14 protein-coding genes are annotated in these 16212 nt (G+C 60.3%); 9 read left to right on the forward strand and 5 right to left on the reverse strand.

The genetic code is table 11. The features are described from left to right. Together F8N96_RS29665 and F8N96_RS29670 are read left to right on the forward strand one after the other, a co-directional pair. A complete protein-coding gene (locus F8N96_RS29665; RefSeq protein ID WP_150800816.1) occupies nucleotides 1-1599 on the forward strand; it encodes an ABC transporter permease in 1599 nt (532 codons plus the stop codon). Next, nucleotides 1596-2666 (forward strand): ABC transporter ATP-binding protein, encoded by a 1071-nt coding sequence (locus tag F8N96_RS29670; protein WP_150800817.1) that lies wholly within the window; start codon nucleotides 1596-1598, stop codon nucleotides 2664-2666. Before F8N96_RS29665 ends, F8N96_RS29670 begins: the two co-directional genes overlap by 4 nt. A gap of 10 nt (nucleotides 2667-2676) precedes the next feature. Here the strand turns inward: F8N96_RS29670 and xerC are convergent, their stop codons facing one another. Both xerC and F8N96_RS35155 read right to left on the reverse strand, forming a co-directional pair. After that, entirely contained in the window at nucleotides 2677-3588 is a 912-nt protein-coding gene (gene xerC, locus F8N96_RS29675; protein WP_150800843.1) for a tyrosine recombinase XerC, read from the reverse strand. A gap of 19 nt (nucleotides 3589-3607) precedes the next feature. After that, a complete protein-coding gene (locus F8N96_RS35155; RefSeq protein WP_191630779.1) occupies nucleotides 3608-3757 on the reverse strand; it encodes a hypothetical protein in 150 nt (49 codons plus the stop codon). A gap of 47 nt (nucleotides 3758-3804) precedes the next feature. Here F8N96_RS35155 and F8N96_RS29680 point away from each other — a divergent pair, with 47 nt between their 5' ends. Next, nucleotides 3805-5184, forward strand: coding sequence for a UDP-glucose dehydrogenase family protein (locus F8N96_RS29680; RefSeq protein WP_150800818.1), 1380 nt, complete (start codon nucleotides 3805-3807; stop codon nucleotides 5182-5184). Here the strand turns inward: F8N96_RS29680 and F8N96_RS29685 are convergent. From F8N96_RS29685 to F8N96_RS29695, 3 genes are all read right to left on the reverse strand, one after another. Beyond that, the gene (locus F8N96_RS29685; protein ID WP_150800819.1) at nucleotides 5151-6224 is read right to left on the reverse strand and encodes an NAD(P)/FAD-dependent oxidoreductase; all 1074 of its coding nucleotides are present in this window, start codon (nucleotides 6222-6224) and stop codon (nucleotides 5151-5153) included. The genes F8N96_RS29680 and F8N96_RS29685 overlap by 34 nt on opposite strands. Then, nucleotides 6217-8403 carry a hypothetical protein gene (locus tag F8N96_RS29690; protein WP_150800820.1) on the reverse strand — a complete coding sequence of 729 codons (2187 nt, stop codon included), beginning with the start codon at nucleotides 8401-8403 and terminating at the stop codon, nucleotides 6217-6219. Before F8N96_RS29690 ends, F8N96_RS29685 begins: the two co-directional genes overlap by 8 nt. A 249-nt stretch (nucleotides 8404-8652) precedes the next feature. Then, the gene (locus F8N96_RS29695; protein ID WP_150800821.1) at nucleotides 8653-9621 is read right to left on the reverse strand and encodes a LysR family transcriptional regulator; all 969 of its coding nucleotides are present in this window, start codon (nucleotides 9619-9621) and stop codon (nucleotides 8653-8655) included. 351 nt (nucleotides 9622-9972) lie between these two features. On the opposite strand from F8N96_RS29695, the gene argH reads away from it, so the two are divergent. The 6 genes from argH to F8N96_RS29730 all read left to right on the forward strand — a co-directional run bounded on the left by argH (nucleotide 9973) and on the right by F8N96_RS29730 (nucleotide 16029). After that, entirely contained in the window at nucleotides 9973-11400 is a 1428-nt protein-coding gene (argH, locus tag F8N96_RS29700) for an argininosuccinate lyase (protein WP_150800822.1), read from the forward strand. 153 nt (nucleotides 11401-11553) lie between these two features. Then, nucleotides 11554-12432, forward strand: coding sequence for an amino acid ABC transporter permease (locus F8N96_RS29710; protein WP_150766341.1), 879 nt, complete (start codon nucleotides 11554-11556; stop codon nucleotides 12430-12432). Between the two features lie 10 nt (nucleotides 12433-12442). Next, on the forward strand, nucleotides 12443-13207 hold the full coding sequence (locus F8N96_RS29715; protein ID WP_064677852.1) for an amino acid ABC transporter ATP-binding protein: 765 nt from the start codon (nucleotides 12443-12445) through the stop codon (nucleotides 13205-13207). 53 nt (nucleotides 13208-13260) lie between these two features. Further along, nucleotides 13261-14085: an ABC transporter substrate-binding protein gene (locus F8N96_RS29720; protein ID WP_150800823.1), complete on the forward strand. Its 825-nt coding sequence runs from the start codon at nucleotides 13261-13263 to the stop codon at nucleotides 14083-14085. A 215-nt stretch (nucleotides 14086-14300) separates the two neighbouring features. Beyond that, on the forward strand, nucleotides 14301-15149 hold the full coding sequence (locus F8N96_RS29725) for a polysaccharide deacetylase family protein (RefSeq protein WP_150800824.1): 849 nt from the start codon (nucleotides 14301-14303) through the stop codon (nucleotides 15147-15149). Beyond that, nucleotides 15142-16029 (forward strand): polysaccharide deacetylase family protein, encoded by an 888-nt coding sequence (locus tag F8N96_RS29730; RefSeq protein WP_150800825.1) that lies wholly within the window; start codon nucleotides 15142-15144, stop codon nucleotides 16027-16029. Before F8N96_RS29725 ends, F8N96_RS29730 begins: the two co-directional genes overlap by 8 nt. Nucleotides 16030-16212 lie beyond the last annotated feature (183 nt).

Raw genomic sequence — 16212 nt, forward strand, 5'->3', positions numbered from 1 at the left:
ATGCCTGAAACGCTACCGGCGGGTGTCGCAGAGGCGATCCCGCCCCAGTTACGCCGACGTTCCCGCGGCCTGTTCGCGGGCCGCGGCGGCGCGTGGGTGACCGGTTTGTCGGTGCTGGTGTCGCTGCTGGCCCTGCTGCCAATCGCTTTCGTCATCGGCGTGTCCTTCGAGACAGGCTGGGCGACCCTGGTACCGCTGATCTTCCGGCCACGGGTTGGCGAGTTGATGATCAACACCCTGTTGCTGGTGGTGATCACGATTCCCTTGTGTGTAATGCTCGGTGTGGCCCTGGCCTGGCTCACCGAGCGTACCGATCTGCCGGGGCGGCGCTGGTGGTCGTTGTTGGCCACGGCGCCGCTGGCAGTCCCCGCCTTCGTCCACAGCTATGCCTGGGTCAGCCTGGTGCCACCGATTCACGGACTGTTTGCCGCCGTTCTGGTGTCGGTCATCGCTTACTTCCCGTTCTTGTACCTGCCCATTGCGGCATCCCTGCGACGGATCGACCCGACCATCGAAGATGTCGCAGAGTCACTGGGGCTCAAGCCCTGGGCGGTATTTTTCCGGGTGGTGCTGCCGCAATTGCGCCTGGCCATCTGCGGCGGCGCCTTGCTGGTGGGGCTGCACCTGCTGGCCGAATATGGCCTGTACGCGATGATCCGTTTCGACACCTTTACCACGGCGATCTTCGATCAGTTCAAGTCAACCTTCAACGGACCCGCCGCCCACATGCTGGCCGGGGTGCTCGCCTTGTGTTGCCTGGCGATGCTGACCGTCGAATCGGCCGCGCGTGGCCAGGCGCGTTATGCCCGCGTCGGATCGGGCAGCCCCCGCGAGCAGCGGATCGTGCGCCTGTCTGCCGGGCCAACCGTACTGGCGCTGGCCTTGCAGATCATGACCTGCGCACTGGCGCTGGGTGTGCCGTTGATCACCTTGGGTAAATGGTTGATCGCTGGTGGCGCACAAGTCTGGCAATTGTCCGAGCTGCTGCCGGCGCTGGAACAGTCCGTGCTCCTGGGCATCAGCGGGGCGATATTGACCACCTTGGCGGCCATCCCGATTGCCTGGCTGTCGATTCGCTCGCCGGGACGCCTGCAGCGGGTGCTGGAAAGCTGCAACTACATCACCAGCTCGCTGCCCGGGATTGTCGTGGCCCTGGCGCTGGTGACCCTCACGATTCATTTCGCCCGGCCGATTTACCAGACCACGGTCACGGTGCTGCTGGCTTATCTGCTGATGTTCTTGCCCCGGGCGCTGGTGAGTTTGCGTGCCGGTATTGCCCAGGCACCGATCGAGTTGGAAAACATGGCCCGCAGCCTCGGTCGCTCGCCCGCCCTGGCGCTGTGGCTGATCACCTTGCGCCTGGCCGCACCGGGCGTTGCCGCGGGGGCCGCGCTGGTGTTTCTGGCGATTACCAATGAACTGACGGCCACCCTGCTGCTGGCGCCGAACGGGACACGCACCCTGGCGACCGGGTTCTGGGCGTTGACCAGCGAAATCGATTATGCCGCCGCGGCGCCCTATGCCCTGCTGATGATCGTCCTGTCGCTGCCGCTGACCGCCATTCTTTATCATCAATCCAAACGAACGGCGGGCCGATGAACACGCTCGAACTGCACTCGATCTGCAAGGCCTACGGTGCCCAGACGGCCCTGGCAAACATCAGCCTGTCGGTGCCCGCGGGCAGCCGCACGGTGATAGTCGGCCCTTCGGGCTCGGGCAAGACCACCTTGCTGCGCATGATCGCCGGCTTCGAATTCCCGGATTCGGGCCGCCTTCTGCTCAATGGTCAGACGCTGGTCGACAGCACCCATGAGGTGCCGGCCCACCAACGATTGATTGGCTATGTGCCCCAGGACGGCGCGCTGTTCCCGCACATGACCGTCGCCGCCAACATCGGCTTCGGGCTGTCGACCAGGGGCCTTGAAAAACGCGAACGCATTGCCGAACTGATGGACAGCGTGGCGCTGGACGCCAGCATGGCCAAGCGTTGGCCCCATGAGCTGTCCGGCGGCCAGCAGCAACGGGTGGCCCTGGCGCGCGCCCTGGCCCAACAGCCGCGCCTGATGCTGCTGGACGAACCGTTTTCGGCCCTGGATACCGGCTTGCGCGCCAACATGCGCAAATTGGTCGCGCGGCTGCTGGCCGATACGGGTGTCACCACCATTCTGGTCACCCATGACCAGAGTGAAGCCTTGTCGTTTGCCGATCAGCTGGCGGTGATGCGTCAGGGACGACTGGTGCAGTCGGGCCATCCGCTGGACCTGTACCGCTATCCCGACGATGAACAGACTGCCCTGTTTCTCGGCGATGCGGTGGTCATGCCGGCACGGATCGAAGCAGGCTGGGCCCATTGCGACCTGGGGCGGATTCCGGTCAACAATCACCGGAACAACCACTGCGCGCAGATCATGCTGCGGCCCGAGCAATTGCACCTGGTCAGCATCCAGTCGAATCCGGCAGGGGCCGTCGGCTGCCGTGCCGTGGTGACCGAGCGCGATTTCAGCGGTAATACCTGTACCTTGACCGTGGAGTTGCAGTCGCACAATTGCGCGCAACAGCCAGGCCGATCCTTGATGGTGCGCAGTTCGGGGTTGTATGCGCCACCCATGGGTAGCGCGGTTCACGTCTCGATGATCGGCCACGCCCACGTTCTGAGCGAAGCCTGAACCCCCGCCCTCACAGATCGAAGCGATCAACCGCCCGACGCCGCTCGTTGTCATCGCGCACGTCGTAGTTGGCGGTCGTCTGGATATTGCTGTGATGCGCCAGTTTCTGGGCGATCGACAAGTCATGCTCTTCGATCACTCGGGTAATGAACGAGCGCCGAAAGTCATGGGGCATGATCTTGACCCCGACTTGCGCGCCACGCTGGCGGGCAATGTAATAGATCGCGTGCTTGGTGATGCGCTCGCGGGTGATGTGACTGCCGCGGCGGATGCGATTGAACAGGAAGGAATCGTCCTCTTCGCCTTCCTTGAGTTGCGAGCGGCGCAGCTCCAGCCAGGCATCCAGTTTGGCGAAGGCCCAGGCCGGCGCGTACTTGATCAACTGCTTGTTGCCCTTGGCGGTGACCCGCAGGCTGCGTTCGGCGAAGTCGACCTGATTGAGGTCCAGGTTCACCGATTCCGACTTGCGCATCCCCGATCCGTACAGAATCCCGATGATCGCTGCGTCCCGCAGGCCTTGCGGCCGAGGATCGGCTGCGCAGACCGCCATCATTTCCTGGATCAGGCTGCGGCGCAAATTGCGCCCCTGGGACAGCCGGGTACCGGAGATGCCCTTGACCGAACGCATTTTCAGCAGGTGTTCCTGACTGATCAGGCTCATGCGCCATGCTTCGTTCATCACCCCGCGCACGGCATTGACGTACAGCGAAGAAGTGTTGGGCGCGTAGCCGTCCGCGCGCAAGGTGGCCACCAGCGCAATCACATCTTCGGGCTGCAACTCATGCCAGGGAATCTCCTCGACATTCATGTCTTCGAAACCCAGGCGGTCGGCCGCGTCCTGCAAGACGTAGCGCATGGTCAGCTGGCTGGACGGGGCCAGTCGCGCCAGGTACAGGGTCAGCGGATTGATTTTTGGCGTAATGGCAACAACAGCGGGTAAGTCAGTCAAACGAAACGGCCTTGAATGAAAAGTCCAAAGGAAAAGCACAACGATAGATGAAGAACTGGCGGTTACGCTGCCGGGCGTGGCCGGGAATGTGAATTGTCATGCCCGGCAGGTCAAGGTTAACGCGATAGATGAACTGAAACATGGCGCTGTTACTCCTGAAAGGGTGTCGTTCAGGTCAGGAGAGCCCCGATGAAAATCAGTGTATTCGGTAGCGGTTACGTTGGCCTGGTGCAAGCCGCTGTCCTGGCTGAAGTCGGCCACGACGTGGTGTGCATGGACATTGACCCACAGAAAGTCGAGTTGTTGCAGCAAGGCCATGTGAGCATTTTCGAACCGGGACTGGCCAGCCTGGTGCGTGAAAACCTGGACGCCAGGCGGCTGCAGTTCACCACTGACGAGAAACTCGCGGTACAACATGGCCAGGTGCTGTTCATAGCCGTCGGGACCCCGTCCCGGGACGATGGCTCGGCGGATCTGCGCTACGTGATGGCAGTGGGCGAAGCGGTGGCGCGTCATCGCGAACAACCGGTGATTCTGGTGGAGAAGTCCACGGTCCCGGTGGGCACCGGCGATGCCCTGCGCGCGCATATCGACAAATGCCTGCTCAAGGTCGGCCGGCTGTTGCAGTTCGATATCGTTTCCAACCCGGAGTTTTTGAAAGAAGGCTCGGCCGTGGCCGATTGCCGGCGCCCGGACCGGATCATCATCGGCTGCGAACGCGATGACATACGCGAGGTGATGCGTGACCTCTATGGGCCGTTCAACCGCAACCACGACCGCATCATGTTCATGGACCTGCGCAGCGCGGAGCTGACCAAGTACGCCGCCAACGGCATGCTGGCGACCAAGATCAGCTTCATCAACCAGATCGCTGAACTGGCGGAACACATGGGCGCCGACATCGAGTCCGTGCGCCTGGGCATCGGTGCCGACTTCCGGATTGGCTATCACTTTATCTACCCGGGGTGCGGTTATGGCGGATCGTGTTTCCCCAAGGACATGCGCGCCCTGATCCACAGCGCCGAACAAGCCCACTGCTCCAGCGACCTGCTGCAAGCGGTGGAAGCGATCAACCAGCGGCAGAAACACAAGCTGTTCGAGCGGATCAACGCGTTCTACCAGGGTAACTTACGCGGCAGAACGTTTGCCCTGTGGGGCCTGGCGTTCAAGCCCAACACCGATGACATGCGCGATGCGCCGAGCCGGGTGCTGCTGGAAGCGCTGTGGGCGGCCGGGGCCAACGTGCGTGCGTTCGATCCGGAAGCCATGCAGCAAACCCGGCAGCTGTATCCCCATAAATCGAAGTTGACGCTCATGGGCTCGCCGGAGTCCGCGCTGTCCGGTGCCGATGCACTGATCATCTGCACCGAGTGGCAACAATTCAAGGCGCCGGATTTCAACCTGATCCAGCAGCGGCTCAACGCGCCGGTGATCTTCGACGGGCGTAACCTGTATGACGCCGAACGCCTGGCGCGCGCGGGTTTCCTGTACTTCCCGATGGGGCGTGGGGAATCGCGCGGATTGCCGCTTCCGCTTCAGCGATGGCCGGCGGCTTCGGTCGTCGCCTGATGTCGCCGATCGGTCATCGGCAGCCAATGCGGGGGTGATGGGTGCGAACGGTACAACTCACCCATTGCGTTCATGTCACGGACGAACCAGCGCTGCATCCATTGTCGATATTGCGTGTGTATTGCGCTTCGATGCCGCGGCAAAGCGTTCTCACGGATAACGGCGTGTGCGGCCATCATTCCGGACATGATGGCCTTGAGTACGCCATGGGAGGTGCCTGGATCAAGCACGAATGCGGCATCGCCCACAATGAAATAGCCATCCCCGGCCGTTCGGTGACAGCTTCGCCAGGTCACATCGGCGCCCCGGACCCCTCCCACGGCGGTCAGGTGATCGAACATTGCCGGCGGCCCGGCTTGCCAGGCCTGGGCTTTGTCAAAGTACAGACGGGTCCAGTTGTATACATTCGGCGCCACTCTGGCAGTCCAGTACCAACCATAAGCGTCGGCAACGATGCCGGGCGCCTCATCACATGCAGCCCGTTCTCCCGTTGCGTAACCGTATTTTGCGATCAGCAGCGGGGAAAACCGCGATTGATCGAGTGCCAATTGCCGCATCAGCCACGAGTGTGAGCCGCTGGCATCAATGAGCTGTCGTGAAAAAAAATTGCCTGCGGTTGTTCTGGCACCGATAACCCGATCGTTGTGCCGAACCACTTCATTGACCCGGCATGGCTGTACAACATGGACACCCCGCTCAACGGCTTTTTCAAGCAACAGGCTGTCGAACGTGGCCCGGGGAATTTGAAAGCCACGCCACGGATTGGCTGGTCCACCTCCAAACGCGGAAAACCGGCGCCCTGCGCCCCATTGCACCCAATGCCCCGTATGACGAATAAAACCCCCTTGCACCACCGCATCCGCCACATCCAGTTGCTGCAATAACGGTTCAATACCGGGGGGTAATGTCTCGCCAGGTCGCTCACGAGGAAAAACGGATTGCTCAAGCAGCGCTACACGCAAGCCATGCTGTGCGCAAAAAATGGCCGCGGCGCAACCGGCAGGGCCGGCGCCAATCACCACGACATCGTAGTCACCCAAGGTATTGAACCGTCCAGGCAGCGTCACCCCGCTTGCTCAAGAGTGCTTCTTCGCCAACAAATGAATAGGTCATTTCAAGGATTTCGACCTGCCGTTTGGTAAAGTCCCCGGGAGGCGTCGAGAGGCTGCCCTTATCGGGTTTATAGATTTGATAGCAATGAATATCGCCCTTCAGCACGGCTCCCGCTTCCTGCTCTGCGAACTCCAGCTCGACATGAGGTCGGGTTATCTTCCGGAACGACAGGACTGACCAGTCTGCCTTCTGCTGTCGGGTACTGGCCCCTAAAGCATTGAACGCGTTATGGAGCGTCCATATGCGTCTCGCATAATCATCCGCGCTCGTTTGCGCCGTACGATGCAGGGATAACAGGCCTGCCAAGGCATTTTTGGTGTAGTCGCAATGGTCAAAAGCCGTATATTCCACGACCTGCTTGCCTTGGGCATCGGTGATGAGTCTTGGTCCGTCGACTCCGTCCCAAGAGCCGGAATCTGCCTGCCCGCCCTCTTCGTCGGTGAGTGGAATAATTGGAACCCGGGATGCGTTGGGTTCAAATGTCCGTGAGGTATCCGGGGAGACCGCTGGCCAATAGCCGCCAATCGATGCACAAATCCTCACATCCTCGGTAAACGGGCTTCCCAACTCGTAGCCGCAAAGCGATGCTGGACGCGGTCCCCCGCCATCTGGGCCACTGATCTCCCAGCCCGGGCTGAGGGAGCCGGCTGCCCGATCGGATAACCAGGATGGACGACCATTTGTTGTGCAAGCACCCGATGCTGCGCGGTCTTCCTCGTCGACAGGGTGCGAAACGATCGCTGTTATACCCTTGTCGTCAGGCTGGAAATGGTTTCCGTTCAGATCGGGGTTGCCAGCCGCACGCAGATTCGAAAGGACCCGCAAGGACTGGCCAAAGAAAGGTTGAGGGAACTGTTGTTGGTCGCTCCACTCGAGTAGTTCACGCTGTGAGGACTCAGGATAAAAGTCGGGCGCGGCAATTATCGAGTAAGCCACGGCATTGGCTGGTATCACCGCGTCAAGCGTCGGGCAACTCGCCCGCACCCAACCTTCCGCCGTAAAGTCGATAAAGTGTAGAGCCTTGTAGCCACCGGCCTTGACGATATTGACGACATCGGGATTCAGGTTTAAATCGTCAATCGATCCGTCCTCAAGCAGTTTGTACCGTCTATTGATGATGTAACCGCGATAGTTGGGTTCGGCCGGGATTGTAAAAAAGACATCCTGATGGTCATAAGTTGCTTTTTCAACCAGGCAGCGTTGTGCCACGGGCAAGAGCAGGCCCTGGCCAGACCCGGGTCCATCAGCCCAGTGTGCCAACCCTTCAGTGAGCACAAACGGCGGACCGGAAAGAACCGGTTCCTGCCAATCCGGTTCGGGAAACTTAAGATGGAATCTGCGTAATTTGTCGTTGATGTGATAACACTCGAGGTTCACATTCAGCTCCATGCCTGCGATGCATTCCGTCCCCTCGAACAACCTGTGTAACGGCACCCAGAAATCGCGTTCCTCATCGCCGGGTTGAAAAGACTGCGGTCCGAAACGGGCTGCATCCCCTTTGCGTTGTACTGCGATATAAACACTGAACCGAGCAGGCATCACCCGTATTGCCTTGGGGTCGTCTTCAACCCAAGGCAAGAAGCCGCGGCGCCGGGAGTCATACCATGCCGGGGCCGTCCCTACTCGAGCGATACCGGTGCGGGAAAAACACAGATCGGCATGTTTTCCGTGAGCCGTACCGGGTCCCGGACGATACTCGATGGCAAACACGACTATCGCTAAAACCGCCCCGTCGCCCGCTTGCTCAAACAACGCCTCAAGGTCAGGCGGACATACGCCATACACATAATTTAAAACCGTCTCTAGTTCAGCGGCGGTGGGATAGATCGTTAATGCGTTGCCTTTTGAATCCGTAGTGACATTGGGTGATGCAAAAGCGTGGTACAGCAGGCTGCGAGAGGGGTTTCCCGCTTCAATGGCACAGTTCCCCTTCAGGGAAAAATCCTCAAATCCGTTTACAGTACGATCGACAGGTAATTGTTTTTTTAATTCGGCCTCCAACGGGCATGCCTTGATGTCCAGCCCATGCTGCAACAAAAGATCATGCCAACCAGCGTCCATTGCCAGACGGTCGCAAATCATCTTCACTTCATCGATCAAGGCCATGTTAATCCCAACAATTGAGTGCGTTTCATTCAGCCGTTCTGAATGGCTTTGTGCAGACGACAAGTCACTTGGTGGGTAAGCGTAGTATCGAAAGGATCAGACGCAAGACGAAAGGATTACCGTTGATTGCGGAAATCGACAGGCTGCAATAACAAAGTGAAGAAAGAGAAAAAAAGCGCGCCATTGCCTTGGTGCGAATGATTTATGCACTTACATTTAAAAAGCCTGGAGGCAGCACTTACGCGTTAATCACCCCGCCGTCGCCTTCAGATCCACCCCCAAGGCCCGTGCAAACGCCTTGACCAGCGGGCTGCGCACGGTGTTGTGACGCAGGATCAGGTTGAACGGGGTATCGATGTGGATCAGGTCCGGAAGTACGGCTCGAAGTTGCCCCCGGGCCACCAGCGAAGCGGCGTAATGCTGGGGTAGAAAACCCACGAAACGCCCGGTCTTGATCAACAGTGCCACGGCTTCGACCTGGGTCGCGGAGGCCGAGAAGCTGTCGTAGTGGGCAAAATTCAGTTTGTCGCGATGTATGGCATAACGGTGGTTGATGCAGGCGTAGTCCTTGAGCACATTGCTGCCCATTTCCGCCTCCGGCAAGTTGAACAATGGGTGCCCGACCGCGCAGTAAACCTGCGAACGCTCCTCATACAGCGCGTAGTAATCAAACTCTTCCCTTCGTTGATAAACCGGGACTATCCCTGCCAGCAATCGCCCCTCTACCACGCCCCTTTCCACTTCGTCCAGTTGCGAGGTTTGAAGTTGGAATCTTACTTTAGGCGATTCTTCATTGATGCGTCTCAGCGCAGCAATTAAAGGTGAGTGATCATCGGATATCGTATTGTCTATCACCCCCACGCCAAGGTCGCCGACAAGTTCATTCTGTGCTGAACTAAGACGATCACGAAAGTTATCGACCGAGGCAAACAGATCAATTGATGCCTGATACACCAAGCTGCCTTCTTCGGTCAGGTGAAAGCCTTCCCGGCCGCGCGTGCACAGGCGCATGCCAATGCGAATTTCAAGGTCGGAGATCTGTTTGCTGATGGCTGCCAGCCCCACGTTCAGCTCGTTCTGAGCCGCACTGAACCCGCCCGCCTCGACCACGGCCTTGAACACTTTGAGCAATTTGAAGTCCAGGCCACTGAGGGTCAACGGTGCCCGATGCGACGTTTTCGGCGGCGGGTTTCCGGAATTGGAAAGTGGGGTTTCCATAATGCTTATTTACCTCTGGCGCCCTGATCAACACTCTGTGCACAACAACAAAAACATGGCTGGCCAATAATAATGAACACAGAAAACCAGGCTTGGCAACCGCTAATCAATTGCGCCCATCAGTGCCAACTCACTGATTTCGAACTGTTAAAAGCTGACATTTCGATCAACTTACGCCACTGCGCAACTGCCCTCTTGAACACTGCCTGGACCGAGTCACGCCCGAATCATTTCCGGTGAGCTTTCGCAAACCCATCCCATGTAGGCGCTGGCTCGTGTAGGAGCTGGCTTGCCAGCGAAGCTCCTGGCCAAAACACCATTTACCCGCGAGCAACGACGAGGAAAACAACAATGTCCCAACCCACCGACCGTCTCTGGGGTGCCCGCTTCAAAACCGGCCCGTCCGAAGCCCTGGCGGCCCTGTCCCGTTGCCCTGAGCGCTATTTCCGGCTTACCCCGTACGACCTCGCCGGTTCCAGGGCACATGCCCGTGAGCTGCAACGCGCCGGGCTGTTGAGCGAGCAGGAAACCCGGACCATGGTCGATGCGCTGGAACGCATTGGCGCTGACTTCCGCGCCGGCAGCATCGCCCCGACCCTGGACGACGAAGACGTCCACACCTTCATCGAACGCCTGTTGACCGAGCGCCTCGGCGCCCTGGGTGGCAAACTGCGCGCCGGCCGCTCGCGCAACGACCAGACCGCCAACGACCTGCGCCTGTTCCTGCGTGATCATGTGCGCACCCTGGCCGTTGAAGTCCTGGCCTTGCAGCAAGCCCTGGTGGAACAGGCCGAGCAACACGTCGACAGCATCTGCCCGGGGTTCACTCACCTGCAGCAGGCCCAGCCGATCGTCTTCGCGCACCACTTGCTGGCTCACGCCCAATCCATGCTGCGCGATGTGCAGCGCCTGGTGGACTGGGACGTGCGCACTTCGCTATCGCCACTCGGCGCGGCGGCCATGGCCGGCTCCGCCATTGCCCGCCTGCCCCAGCAGTCGGCCAGGGAAATGGGCTACAGCGGTGTCTGCGAAAATTCCATCGACGCCGTGGCCAGCCGCGATCACGTTGCCGAATTCCTGTTTATCGCCAGCATGCTCGGGATCAACATTTCCCGCCTCGCCGAAGAGTTCTGCCTGTGGTCGTCCCGGCAGTTTCGCTGGGTTGCGCTGGACGATGCCTACGCCACCGGCAGCTCGATCATGCCGCAGAAGAAGAACCCGGACATTGCTGAACTGGCCCGGGGCAAGGCTGGCCGCCTGATCGGTAACCTGACCGGCCTGCTGTCGACCCTCAAATCCCTGCCGCTGTCGTACAACCGCGACTTGAGCGAAGACAAGCACGGCGTGCTCGACAGCGTCGACACCTTGCTGCTGGTGCTGCCGGCCATGGCTGGAATGGTCGCGACCATGACGGTCAATGTCGAAGAGTTGCGGCGTCAGGCGCCGTTGGGCTTCACCCTCGCCACCGAAGTCGCCGACTGGCTGGCCATGCGCGGTGTGCCGTTCAAGGAGGCCCACGAAATTACCGGTGCGCTGGTCCAGGCCTGCGAGAAACATGACATCGAACTGTGGGAAGCCTCGCCGGCGCTGCTGGCGGAGATCGATCCGCGGCTGACGCCTGAGGTGCGTGACAGCCTGACCCTTGAAGCCGCCATCGCTGCACGCAGTGGCTGGGGAGGCACCGCGCCGCAACAGGTGCGCGAGCAGATCGGCCGCTTGAAGACCGCCCTCGCCGCGCAGCAAGAATGGACCGGGAACTATCAGGGTTTCCGGCTCTGATAAACGACGCAAGACCCTTGTAGGAGCTGGCTTGCCAGCGAAGGCGGCGGCACAGTCGAAATCCATGTTGACTGACACACCGCTTTCGCTGGCAAGCCAGCTCCTACAGGGGATCGCTAATGGCCTGAATTACCCAGTGTACGGAGAAGCAACATGAGCCAGACTCAGGCAGAACGACTCCAGGCGGAGCGCAAACTGGCGGAAAACCAGTTCGATATCACCCAGTATCACCATGTGCCACGGCGCTATTACGGGCGGATCTTTTTCGCCACCGTGATCGTCATCGCCATTCTCGGCCTGATCCGGGCCTTCGCCGAAGGCAAGATCGAATGGTCGTACATCGGCCAGTTCCTCACCTCCCAGGCGATCATGTGGGGGTTGCTCAACACCATCGTCATGGCGGTGCTGGCGATGGCCCTGGGCATCGTCTTCGGGGTGATCACGGCGATCATGCGCATGTCGGCCAATCCGATCCTGCGCTACGTGGCCGTGACCTACACCTGGCTGTTTCGCGGTACGCCACTGATCCTGCAACTGCTGTTGTGGTTCAACCTGGCGCTGATCTTCCCCACCATCGGCATCCCCGGCCTGTTCGAAATGGACACCGTCAGCCTGATGACGCCCTTCGTCGCGGCCCTGCTCGGCTTGAGCATCAACCAGGGCGCCTACACCGCCGAAGTGGTGCGCGCCGGCCTGTTGTCGGTGGACACCGGCCAATACGAAGCCGCCAAGTCGATCGGCATGCCGCGCCTGCAAGCGCTGCGCCGGATCATCCTGCCCCAGGCCATGCGGGTGATCATTCCGCCGGTCGGCAACGAGTTCATCGGCATGGTCAAAATGACGTCCCTGGCGAGCGTCATCCAGTATTCGGAACTGCTCTACAACGCCCAGAACATCTACTACGCCAACGCCCGGGTGATGGAGCTGCTGATCGTCGCCGGTATCTGGTACCTGGCCACCGTCACCGTACTGTCCTTCGGTCAAAGCCGCCTGGAGCGTCGTTTCGCTCGCGGCGCCGGCAAGCGTTCTTGAGGAGTCCGACATGAGAAGCATCGTCAAGGCCGTGAGCCTGAACAAGTACTACGACCATTTCCACGCGCTCAAGGACGTCAACATCGAAGTCGAGCAAGGCGAAGTGCTGTGCATCATCGGCCCGTCCGGCTCCGGCAAAAGCACCTTGCTGCGCTGCATCAATCAGCTGGAAAAAATCGACAAGGGCGGCCTCTGGGTCGACGGTGAACTGGTGGGTTACCGCATCGCCGGCAATAAACTGTATGAGCTCAACGAGTCGCAGATCGCCCGGCAACGGCTGTCCACCGGCATGGTGTTCCAGCGCTTCAACCTGTTCCCGCACATGACTGTGTTGCAAAACATCATCGAAGGGCCGTGCCAGGTGCTCAAGCGTTCGCCCAAGGAGGCGCACGAAGAAGCCGTGGAACTGCTCGCCCGCGTCGGCCTGGCCGACAAGCGCAACAGCTACCCGATCGAATTGTCGGGTGGCCAGCAACAACGGGTGGCCATTGCCCGCGCGTTGGCCATGCGCCCCAAGCTGATGTTGTTCGATGAACCCACTTCGGCACTCGACCCGGAACTGGTCGGTGAGGTGCTGTCGGTGATGCGCGACCTGGCGCAGACCGGCATGACCATGATCGTCGTCACCCATGAGCTGGGCTTCGCACGCGAGGTGTCCAACCGCATGGTGTTCATGGACGGCGGGCAGATCGTGGAGGCTGGAAGCCCCGAAGAAATACTGATAAGTCCGCAAAACCCGCGCACCCAAAGCTTTATTTCTGCCGTTCGAACCTAAGTGCAGTGCTTGGAAATCAAGAGCCGCCTCACAATACTCATAAGAGAACGACCATGAAGAACTTCGTTATTCCAGCAGTACTCGCAGGCGTTATGGCTTCCGGCTTTACCTGGGCCGCCGAACTACCGGCCAGCATCAAAGAAAAAGGCGAGGTCGTGGTAGCGATCATGCCGAACTACCCGCCGATGGACTTCAAGGACCCGGCCACCAACACCCTCACCGGGCTCGACTATGACCTGGGCAATGCCCTGGCCGAACGCCTGGGCGTGAAGATCAAGTGGCAGGAAACCGGCTTCGAGCAAATGATCAACGCCCTGACCACCGACCGGGTGGACATGGTGATGTCGGGCATGACCGACACGGCCGAACGCCAGGCCAGTGTGACCTTCGTCGACTACTTCACCAGCGGGCCGCAGTTCTACACCTTGCAGAAAAACAAAGACACCAACGAGATCATCGACCTGTGCGGCAAAAAGGTCGGCACCAGCCGCCGCACCACCTTCCCGGCGGAAATCGCCGAATGGAGCAAGGCCAATTGTGAAGCCGCCGGCAAGCCCGCGATCAATGTAATCGGCACCGAAGGCTCGGCCGACGCCCGTGCGCAGTTGCGCCAGAGCCGCATCGATGCGGCGATGCAGGGCAGCGAGACCTTGTCGTACCTGAAGACTCAGGAAAAGGACATGTACAAGACCGTGGGCCTGCCGATCTCCGAACAGTTCACCGGGCTGGGCGTGAGCAAGAAAAAGCCTGAGCTCAGTGAAGCGGTGAAGGTTGCGTTGCAGAGCATGATCGATGATGGCACCTACCAGGCGATCCTGAAAAAATGGGACCTGGAATTGGGCGCGATCAAGACCGTGACGATCAACGCCGGGAAATAATCAAGCAGGCGACCCGCGCCCACAGGACCGGATGTCGATTCAGGTTCCGAGGCCACCCGAATAACCCTGTAGGAGCTGGCTTGCCAGCGAAAGCGGTGTGTCATTCAACATCGATGTTGCCTGTCACACCGCCTTCGCTGGCAAGCCAGCTCCTACAAGGGTTCCCGGTTGACCTGAGGGATTGTGTTTTACCTATAACAGTTGGAGAGCCGCTAATGTCCTCCTCGCCACAACCCACCTGGCCCGCTCCACACAAAGCCTGCCTCGCCCTGGCCTTCGACCTCGATGGCCCCACCGGCGATGCCATGCTCAATGGCTCGATCTGGCGCAAACCCGAATACTTCGGTTTTGGTGGTTACGGCCCCTATCGGGCGCTGCCGAGGATCCTCGACCTGCTCGACGAATTCCGGATCCCGACGACGTTTTTCGTCCCCGCCTGGGTGGTGGAGAACTGGCCAAGACAGTGCCAGGCCATTGTCGAGCGCGGACATGAGGTGGCCTACCACGGCTACAAACACGAATCCTTCTACGCCCTGACGCTGGAACAACAAAAGGAGGTGATGAAAAAATCCCGGGAGGTGTTCTGGCAACACCTGCACATCCGCGCCGAAGGTTTCCGCACCCCGTCCGGCGACTGGCGCGTCGAGACGCCGGCGATGCTGGTCGAGGCCGGCGTGACCTACTCCAGCAGCATGCGCGGCGATGACCGGCCGTACCTGGTCAAGGTGCCGGGCTTTGCCACCCCGCTGGTGGAAATCCCCGGACGCTGGGAAATGGACGACTACGCCTCCATCGCCTATACGCGAGCGCCAGACTTCCCTTGCGGCCTGGACCGCACCGCCAGCTACGAGCTGACCCTGGACAATTGGTGCCGCGAATACGACGGCGCCATGAACGAAGGCCTGTGCCTGACCACTCTGTTCCACCCCAAGATCACCGGCAAGCCGGGACGCATCCTGCTGCTGGAAAAACTCTTCGAACACATGCGCCAGCGCGATGACGTGTGGTTCGCCACCTGCCGCGATGTCGCCCACTGGTGGCTGAAGGAGCATCACCATGGCTGATTCAACTGTCTGGCCCAAGGGCTATCGCTGCGCCGTGGTGCTCACCGTCGACTACAACGATGTCCACGGCATCCTGACGCAAGCGCCTGAAGTCGCCGGACGCGACAAGACCCTGTCGGTCTGGCGTTATGGCAGCCAGCGCGGCGTCGAGCGCTTGCTCGGGTTGTTCGCTGAGTTGGGCGTATCGAGTAGCTGGTGCATTCCCGGTATCGTCGCCGAAGAAAACCCGGAACACATCCGGGCCATTCAGGCGGGCGGCCACGAGATTGCCTGCGCCGGCTATCGCCATCAAAACTACGACACCCTGGACCTGGCCGCGCAGAGTGCCGAGATCGCCAAGGGGTGCACGGCGTTGACTGCGCTGACCGGCCAGCGTCCGACCGGGTTTCGTATCCCGGCCGGCAATGGCGCGCCGGGGTTCATCGAGGCGTTGAAGGATCATGGCATTCGCTGGTCTTCATCCTGGCGCGGCGATGACTTGCCCTTCGCTCACCCGACCGCGCCCAAAGTCATCGAGCTGCCGCTGCACTACGAACTGGAAGACGAACCCTACTTCGCCTTCAACCTCAGCCCCGCCGTGCCACCGGCGCAATCGCGGATCGCGTCCTACAGCCACACCCTGGGCAACCTGCAAATGGACTTCGCCGGGTTTCACCGGTTCGGCCTGTGTTATGTGCTGCGCCTGCACCCGGAAATCATTGCCACGCCGGGGCGGATCGGCGTGCTGCGCGAGTTGCTTGAGGGGATTGTGCAGCATGAAGACGTGTGGATTGCCACGGGCGCCGACGTCGCTCGATGGTGGGCCGAGTCGGCGCCGCCGGTGACCGAGGACCATCCCGCTTCGGTGTATGAGCGGCATTATCGGGATTACCTTGCATGAGGGTGCGGATGCAGCGACGGGCGCTGGATGAACAGGAATCGGTTGGGTCCTCCGAACCGAAGGCGCAATTGGCTTCAGTGTTGCCTGACCCGGCCCCTTCGCGAGCGGGCTCGCTCCCACAGTTGAAATGCGTACCCCTGTGGGAGCGAGCCCGCTCGCCAATGGCCGCGACTCGGTATTTTG

It is taken from the genome of Pseudomonas fluorescens, from assembly GCF_902497855.1.
Taxonomy (GTDB): domain Bacteria; phylum Pseudomonadota; class Gammaproteobacteria; order Pseudomonadales; family Pseudomonadaceae; genus Aquipseudomonas; species Aquipseudomonas fluorescens_BI.